We start from the raw sequence: 7,857 nt of genomic DNA, 5'->3' as shown, positions 1-7,857 counted from the left end.
CTGGAGCAGGCGGTGGAGCCGCCGTCGTCGCAGCAGGCGCAGGTACGGGCTTGCTGACGTTCGCCGCTGCTTCTACGTCCTCTGCCACAATTCGTCCGTGAGGACCACTGCCTTTCAGAGTCGCCAAATCTACTTTGAGGTCTTTCGCCAGTTTGCGGGCGCGAGGTGAGGCGATCGTCCGACCACTCTTGCTGCCGTTGCCGTTCTGCTCGGTTTCTACCGGAGCCACCGCAACTGCCGCCGCCAAATCAGGCGAGGCTGCCGCTGGAACTGGAGCCGGACTCGACGACTTCTGCTGCTGCGCCGTCTCGATTTCCGCTTCGGTTTCAGCAATTAGAGCGATCGCGTTCCCGACGGGAACCGTTTCGCCTGCGGGGACGACGATCGTCGCTAAGTAGCCTTCGTAGAAGGATTCCACGTCCATATCTGCCTTGTCGGACTCCACCACCACAACGGTTTCGCCCTTTTCCACTTTGTCTCCAGGCGACTTCACCCAGGAGACGATTTTTCCCTCAGTCATGGTCGAACTGAGTGCAGGCATGAAGACTTCGTAAATCATGGAGCGGAGTTCCCAAAACGTAAACGTTAGAAGCAGGCGGATGCCTGACTCAGATGCGCGATTCAACGGTATGGATTGATCGTCAGCCGTGTAGTCTAGACGCTGCCTCGAATCTCTTCAACAATGCCGTCGCGGAGAACCACCTCGATCTGCATCTTGTCGATCAGATTATCACCCACCTCGACCCGGAAAATGCTATCAATTTGACCTTGATTCACTTCCTGGTCCAGATCCAGCATTTGCACCTGCTGAAGCTGCTGCAACACCTGGTTTTTTTGCTCTAGAAATTCGCTTTTCTTTTGGTTCACCTGCGTCTGAATGCTGTCGATCTGCTGCACAGTTTCAGGACCAGGCGGCTTCAAGCTTTGCTTTTGGATTTCAGCGATCATGCGTTGCCCTTGCATTTCCAACTGTTGCAGTTGGCTGTCAAGCTGGTTGATCTGCGCCTGTAGCTGCTGTTGCGCTTCGTCCTTCCAGCGAGGAGTGACGATCGCCTTGACATTGATCGATCGCTTCAGAAGCAAATTAGATTGCGGAACATCCATAACGGGTTTGACAGAAAAAGGTGTGAACGAAATGGCGGAAAAAGTAGGAGATGCACGCTTATCGCACGCCGTTTAGAGACGGGAGAACCAGGACGATAGCGTGCTGTTTGCTCTAGCAGCGTTCGACAAGCTGCTCTAAACAAACATCTCGCTAATCATACCTTGGTAGCGCTCCATCACGACGTTGCGACGAATTTTTAGCGTTTGGGTCAGCAGTCCATTCTCGATCGTAAACGGCTCCGAAATCAAACGAAACGGACCAATGCGATCGTCAGGACGGTAGCTAGAACGGTCCTTCACCAGCCGATTCAGTTCGTTGCGGATCAAGTCCTGGACGGGTTTGCTTTCCAGGTTAAGGGAGGGAAGTTGCTGTTCCTCTGACCACTTTTCTAGCGCTTCTACGTTAGGGACAATCAAGGCACCCAAGACTTTTTGATCTTGACCCACCAGCATGATCTGATCAATGTAGGGGCTGCGGAGGCAGGCGTCTTCGATCGGCTGCGGCTCAATGTTTTCGCCGTTCGTCAGGACGATCGTGTCTTTTGCCCGTCCGGTGATCACGAGATCGTTTGCGCTCGTCACCATGCCCAAGTCACCAGAATTAAACCAGCCATCGCGGTCGATCGCCTTGGCAGTTGCCTCCGGATTGTTGAAGTAACCCTGCATGACCTGAGGACCGCGAATCATCACGAGTCCCTGTTTGCCGGGCGGAAGCGGCTGTCGCGTCTCTGGGTCAACAATGGCAATTTCGGTGTCGCGCAGGGTTTCACCGTCTGCACCGCGCACGTTGCGCCACGGACGCCGCACGTTTGTAATGGGCGAGGTTTCAGTTAAGCCGTAGCCACCAAGGATGTCCACACCAACAATTTCAAAAAAATCTTCTAGGTGCTGCGCGATCGAGCCACCGCCACTGACGACAAATTTGATCGATCCACCCGTGCCCGCACGAATTTTTTGGTAGACGATGCGATCGCCCAGCCGATGCACAATCCAGCGGGGGATCATCCGCAGCAGCGCGCCGAGTCGCTCCACTGCCGAAGGAGTCAACCGCTCCAAATCCAACTTTTGGAACAGTCGCCGCGCCAAGACGTATTCATGACTCGTCTCTAGAAAAAATTTCACCAGCTTTTGGCGACTGGCAGGCTGATCGCGCAGTTGCTTTTGAATACCTTCGTAGATCGATTCCCACAGTCGCGGTACGCCGACCATGTAGTGCGGCTGAAAGTCTTTCAGGTCTTTTTTGACGTGGCGAATGTTGGTGTAGATTTGGGTGCAGCCGTTCGAGAAGATGAAGTACTCGAAGCTGCGCTCGTAGCTGTGCCAGATTGGCAGAATGCTGAGCACGCGCTCTCCTGCCTGCGGCACAACAATTTCTGGACAAGCGGTCACTTGAGAAACCAAATTACCGTGGCTCAACATCACGCCTTTGGGCGTTCCTCCCGTGCCAGAGGTGTACATTAGCGTCGCTAAGGTTTCGCGAGTGTGCTGTGCGGGTTGCAGCGAGTGGCGATCGCCCAGCGCCATCACCTGCGGAAACGACAGCACTTTCGGCATTTCGTCAGGGCTAACGGCTTCATCAGACAGCAGCACCACAAACTGAAGCGGTAAATTAGGCAAGCCCTCGCGAAGTTTGTTCAAGGTTGCTAAGTCTTCGACAATCAGAGCGATCGCCTCGCTGTTTCCCAGAATGAACAGCAGTTCCTCTGCATCCGCTTGTCCACTCCGCACGACATCCGCCGCACCCGCCTGCATGACGCCTTGGTCTGCGATCAGCCAGCGAGGACTGTTATCGGCAAACAGCGCCACGCGAGGCGGAATTGGATCGCTTGAGGGCTGAATCCCCAATGCCTGCAACCCTGCTGCAAACTGCTGCATCTGCTGATAAAGTTCGGCGTAGGTCAGTTTGACTTCAGGCTTACTGTGGGGATCGTGCACTGCCAGAACGTTGCCGAAGCGCTGCGCCGCGATCGCCCACACTTCTGGAATCGATTGCACGGCATCATAGTTGGACAAACGCACGGCGCTTGGCTGTTGCACGGTCATGGCAGTAACTCCTGAAACGCTGAGAATGATGGTATGCGTTGATCTAACCCTATCTTGGCAACGAGTCACATCGAGATTTTCGGTGACAGATTGAAATTTGTCTACAGACGTGGGAAGAGACTGTTCCTATTCACTTTAAGAGGACACCATTTGCGTAAGTCCGGAACCTTCGTTAGGCTTTTGTTGACGTGATTTATAATTCTCAAAATTCCCATGCCTAAAGCAATTTGGAACGGTGCCGTTCTTGCCGAAAGCGATCGCTGTGAAGTCGTCGAAGGCAACCAGTACTTTCCGCCAGACGCAATCAACCGCCAGTACTTCACCGACAGCAACACCCACACCACCTGCCCCTGGAAGGGCATTGCCAGCTACTACACGATCGAAGTCGATGGCAAAACAAACCCCGATGCTGCCTGGTACTACCCCACTACTAAGGATGCTGCCAAAAACATTGAGGGCTACATTGCGTTCTGGAAAGGCGTCAAGGTCGAAGCTTAACGTCTTACCACACTGACTCAGGAGGTCAGCCGTCTGTTGTCGGTTGTTTGTCTTGTGCTGACCACTGATGTAAGCGCTCACCCAGTCGTAAAGAGCTGCCACGTTTCGGTGTTTCTTTGCCCGACGTGCCTGGACAAGCTTTAAATTGTAGTTACTGCTGCATCGGAATCCTTGGCAGCCCTCCAGGATAGAAGCCATTAACGCCCAGCTATATACCGAGTGTTTGAATTGAGTGTATGAAGTCCTATTTAGCCGCCGCCTTACAGATGACCAGCCTTCCCGACCTGCACAAAAATCTGGTGCAGGCAGAGGAGTTGATTGATTTGGCAGTGCGTCAGGGAGCAGAACTGGTGGCGCTGCCAGAGAATTTCTCCTTCCTAGGTGATGAAGACGCCAAACTTGCACAAGCAGAAACGATCGCTCAGGAAAGCGAGACGTTTCTAAAAACAATGGCGCAGCGGTTTCAGGTAACGGTGGTGGGTGGCGGGTTCCCAATTCCCGTAGGCAACGGCAAAGTCCACAATACTGCCTTGCTGATTGACCCCAGCGGACAGGAACTCGCCCGCTACGAGAAAGTTCACTTGTTTGATGTCAATCTGCCCGACGGGAACACTTACCAAGAATCTGGCACGGTTTTAGCTGGACTGCGGATGCCGTCGGTGTACCCCTCTAAAGAATTGGGTCATTTGGGACTGTCGGTTTGCTACGACGTGCGATTTCCAGAACTGTACCGCCATCTATCACAGATGGGAGCAGAAGTGCTGTTTGTCCCCGCGGCGTTTACCGCGTACACCGGAAAGGACCACTGGCAAGTCCTGCTGCAAGCACGGGCGATCGAAAATACCTGCTACGTGATTGCGCCTGCCCAAACCGGGGTGCATTACGCCATGCGACAAACGCACGGGCACGCGATGATTATTGATCCGTGGGGAACGATTTTGGCAGACGCTGGTGACCAGCCTGGAGTCGCGATCGCGGCGATCGAGCCATCGCGCTTAGAGCAAGTGCGCCGTCAGATGCCGAGTCTTCAGCATCGCGTTTTTGTTTGAAGCTGGCACTGCTTCGCTGGGGATACCGTGTAGCGGTGATAACTTGATTAGGTTGCGGAGTAAAACGGCTATCCAATTGGGTGAGGCACCACGCAGCGGAACATGGCACGCTAGGAGTATTCGGGTTCTACTGCTGCCTGTAAATCCGCCGGATTTGGGTGCAGCACCGATGCAAAGGAGTAAGTAGGACTGACGCCAGGAAACATCCCAACGAATTCGCCAGTCCTGTTTCAAGAGAAGTAACCACTGAGCTAGCCTCGGTTCTATTGCGTATCCTGAAGTTATGCCGCCTACCGCTAAGTTGTCTGCCCCAGAACGCCCCCGCTCCGTCGTCGAAACCCTGCCCTTGCAAAACCAGCCCGATCCGGTTCAGCTAGATAACATCAAAGCGCAACTGGACTTGGTCCTGCTGGCACTAGAAGCACTGGCAGGCATTGGCTCTGAAGCGATGCTGCAAGCGGCAGCAGAACTTCATTTAGAGTCGTTGGTGGCAGATCGGGTATCTCTGTGGCGGTTGCGACAGTCTAGTCCGCTCCGTAAAGGACAGGGCGGGCGCAAGAAGCTGGATGTGGAAGAGGCACGGGCGATCGTGCTAATTACCTGCAATCTAGCCAAGCAGCAGCAGGAGCTAATTCGCCGCGCCGTGGCGCTACTGGAGCAACTGGCAGAACAACACCGCGAACCGCATCAAGCCGCACTTCTGGGAGACTACCTGGATACGTTCAATAATCTGTATCAAGAGCGCATGGATGATGGCGATGCGACATCTCCTGAAACTCTTACTCACCTTGCTCTGAAGCTGCTGATTGACCTGCTCTTCTACAGCGCGTCTAGCGGTCCTCGACGGTTATGGCTGGCGCTGCTTGATCGCGCGAAAGGGTGAATAATTTTGCATCATGAATTCGCCCCTACTCCCTAGTCCCTAGCCCCTAACTTCTCTCTCATGTCCCATTCCGTGTTGCGACGATATACTCCGCCGACCTGCACGCTGGAGATTTCTGCGAAGCAGTCGCCGCTGTCCCAATGGGCAGGTCGATCGGTGCTGAAGCACGTGCGGTTTCAACTGAGCCTAGACGACCCAACATTGCCTCAGGAGCAGTGGACAACGCTGCGAGGCGATCGTGCTCAACTCGACGCGCTGTCGGATACGGTGCAGGCCTACGTTCAGACGCTGCTAGGACAGTCGTTTGATCGATCGGTGGGAACAGCCGAACTGCCAGAAACCGGAGCGGCTCTCTTCCAAAGACGATCGGCACTCGCGGTGGTAGATGCTGCACCGCCTGCCACTTCAAACACAGCAGGAATCCTGCTTCAGCCCGATGGTTTGCTAGCTCATCGGCTAACTCTGGGATCGCTAGAAAGTGAGACGTCAGGAACGATCGTGCGGCTTAGCACTCTGCAACTGTTTGACTTGGCGAACGCGTTAGAGGAGTACGCGGCAGATGGCTTGGCGCTGCCCAATCTCCAGTCGCCAAACTGGTTAAGAACGACGCCTGCCTGGGGCAAAATTGCGGCAGTGTCGCTGCTGACGATCGGGCTAGCTGCCTCTGTGGCAAAACTGGTGGATAACGCAGGCACTGTGCAAAGCAGTGCGCCCACGTCTAGCCAGGGAGCCAGCAGCAGCGACCAAAAAATTGCGACTCAGCTTCCCTCACCAGAGTCGCTGCCAACGGTTCCAGGGCAGTCGCCATTCGGGTCCAATCAACCACTACCGCCGCCACCGCCGCCGGGGTCTACTACAGTACCGACTCAGCCTGGCATGCCAACGATCACGGTGCCAAAAGCTGCCCCGGTTGCGCCTCCAACGAATCAACAATCCACTGCTCGCAGCTCTGGACCCGCAATGCCCGCTCGTCCGACCATTATTATTCCAGAGGCAGGACCGAGCGACAGTGGGCGATCGGCTGTGCCAAATCCCTCAATTGCTGCGAATCCCCGTCCACAGGATCCGTCAGCCGATCCTGGCGCCGCTTCTTTTGAATCGGCAGCTCCATCAGAGGCTAGTCGGGCAGCAAAGGTACCAGAGCCGCCAAGCGTTGGCGCTGATATTCCTCAGGTGGCAGAAGCGAAACAGTTTTTCCAGGGGCGTTGGTCGCCTCCGCAAGAACTGAAGCAGACACTGGAGTACCAATTAACCATTGATGCGAATGGCTCGGTCAGCGCGATCGTACCGCTCGGACAAGCCTCAGGGGATTACATCGATCGCACCGGAATTCCTTTGGTTGGTGAAGCGTTTGTGTCTCCGCTTAAGCGCGGTAACAGCGCCAGAATTCGCGTGGTGCTCAGTCCCGATAGAACGGTGCAAACGTTTTTGGAATCGGTGAATTAAGCCAACGGCATTTCATAGGGCAAGTCGAGCGGCAGTAAACCACCTAGGCAACAATGCTAAAACGTTTGTCCAAGGTTTTATTGACTTGTTCTCTTGCTGGCACCCTGCAAGGCAGTCTTCGGGATCAGGCTCGTTAATTTCTAAGGCGCCTGCTGCGATCGCGCCCTACACAGCATCTCGATCGGTGCGTTCAGCAATGTAAGTCACAACACACCTGCCCCAATTTCTGCTAACTAAAAGGGGTAGACACCTTGAATAGAACCTTGTGCGGCACTTCTACGAACAACTAGCTGAAGTATTGCAGCAGGAACCCGTTGTCTTAGCAACCATTACCACCGTGCAGGGATCAGTTCCGCGAGAAGTCGGCGCGAAAATGATTGTGTGTGCAGACGGTAGGCTCATTGGAACGATCGGGGGCGGTGCAGGCGAAGCCGTGGTGCAGCAGCGAGCATTGACGGTGTTGCAGTCGGGCACAAAGCAGTTCGTTGAGATTGACCTCTCTGGTGCGCCGGATCGGGAGACGCAGGGGATTTGCGGCGGCAAAATGCAGGTGTGGCTGGAGCGATGGGCGGGCGCAGAAGCGCAAACACTAGTGGCGCAGATTCTAAACAGCTTGGGCTTGGGTGGCGCGGCGATCGTCACGCCGTTCGATTCTGCAAAATCGCCGTACTTAATGCCCAACGACTTCCACACGATTAGAGCGACGGATCATGCCCTAATTGAACCCTTAGTGCCGCCGCCAACCTTAGTCATTATGGGAGCTGGACACGTCGCGATTCCTTTAGCGCAAATCGCTCAGCTGGCGGGATTCGAGATTGTGGTGATCGACGATCG

General features: G+C 54.8%; 8 protein-coding genes. 5 read left to right on the top strand and 3 right to left on the bottom strand.

Annotated features, from left to right (window positions below):
• The 3 genes from H6F43_RS17765 to H6F43_RS17755 all read right to left on the bottom strand — a co-directional run.
• The coding region (locus tag H6F43_RS17765) for a biotin/lipoyl-containing protein (RefSeq protein ID WP_190344047.1) at window positions 1–559 on the bottom strand (559 nt) is incomplete at its 3' end.
• A gap of 95 nt (window positions 560–654) precedes the next feature.
• Entirely contained in the window at window positions 655–1,104 is a 450-nt protein-coding gene (locus tag H6F43_RS17760; protein WP_190344046.1) for a YlqD family protein, read from the bottom strand.
• A gap of 135 nt (window positions 1,105–1,239) precedes the next feature.
• Window positions 1,240–3,147, bottom strand: a complete 1,908-nt coding sequence (locus tag H6F43_RS17755; protein WP_190344045.1) for a long-chain fatty acid--CoA ligase — start codon at window positions 3,145–3,147, stop codon at window positions 1,240–1,242.
• A 213-nt stretch (window positions 3,148–3,360) separates the two neighbouring features.
• Between H6F43_RS17755 and H6F43_RS17750 the strand changes: the two genes are divergently transcribed.
• The 5 genes from H6F43_RS17750 to H6F43_RS17730 form a co-directional block, all read left to right on the top strand.
• Window positions 3,361–3,645, top strand: coding sequence for a DUF427 domain-containing protein (locus H6F43_RS17750; RefSeq protein ID WP_190344044.1), 285 nt, complete (start codon window positions 3,361–3,363; stop codon window positions 3,643–3,645).
• Window positions 3,646–3,881: 236 nt separating this feature from the next.
• Window positions 3,882–4,694, top strand: coding sequence for a carbon-nitrogen hydrolase family protein (locus tag H6F43_RS17745; RefSeq protein ID WP_190344043.1), 813 nt, complete (start codon window positions 3,882–3,884; stop codon window positions 4,692–4,694).
• A gap of 283 nt (window positions 4,695–4,977) precedes the next feature.
• Window positions 4,978–5,577 carry a DUF3038 domain-containing protein gene (locus H6F43_RS17740; RefSeq protein WP_190344042.1) on the top strand — a complete coding sequence of 200 codons (600 nt, stop codon included), beginning with the start codon at window positions 4,978–4,980 and terminating at the stop codon, window positions 5,575–5,577.
• A 60-nt stretch (window positions 5,578–5,637) separates the two neighbouring features.
• Entirely contained in the window at window positions 5,638–7,023 is a 1,386-nt protein-coding gene (locus tag H6F43_RS17735; protein WP_190344041.1) for a DUF4335 domain-containing protein, read from the top strand.
• A gap of 265 nt (window positions 7,024–7,288) precedes the next feature.
• Window positions 7,289–7,857: XdhC family protein (locus H6F43_RS17730; RefSeq protein WP_347272432.1), on the top strand; the 569-nt coding region annotated here is incomplete at its 3' end.

The organism is Leptolyngbya sp. FACHB-36 (assembly GCF_014695955.1).
In the GTDB taxonomy this organism is placed as follows: Bacteria; Cyanobacteriota; Cyanobacteriia; order Leptolyngbyales; family Leptolyngbyaceae; genus FACHB-36.
The sequence above is the reverse complement of the archived record's forward strand: the minus strand, read 5'-3'. Positions and strand labels throughout refer to the sequence as shown.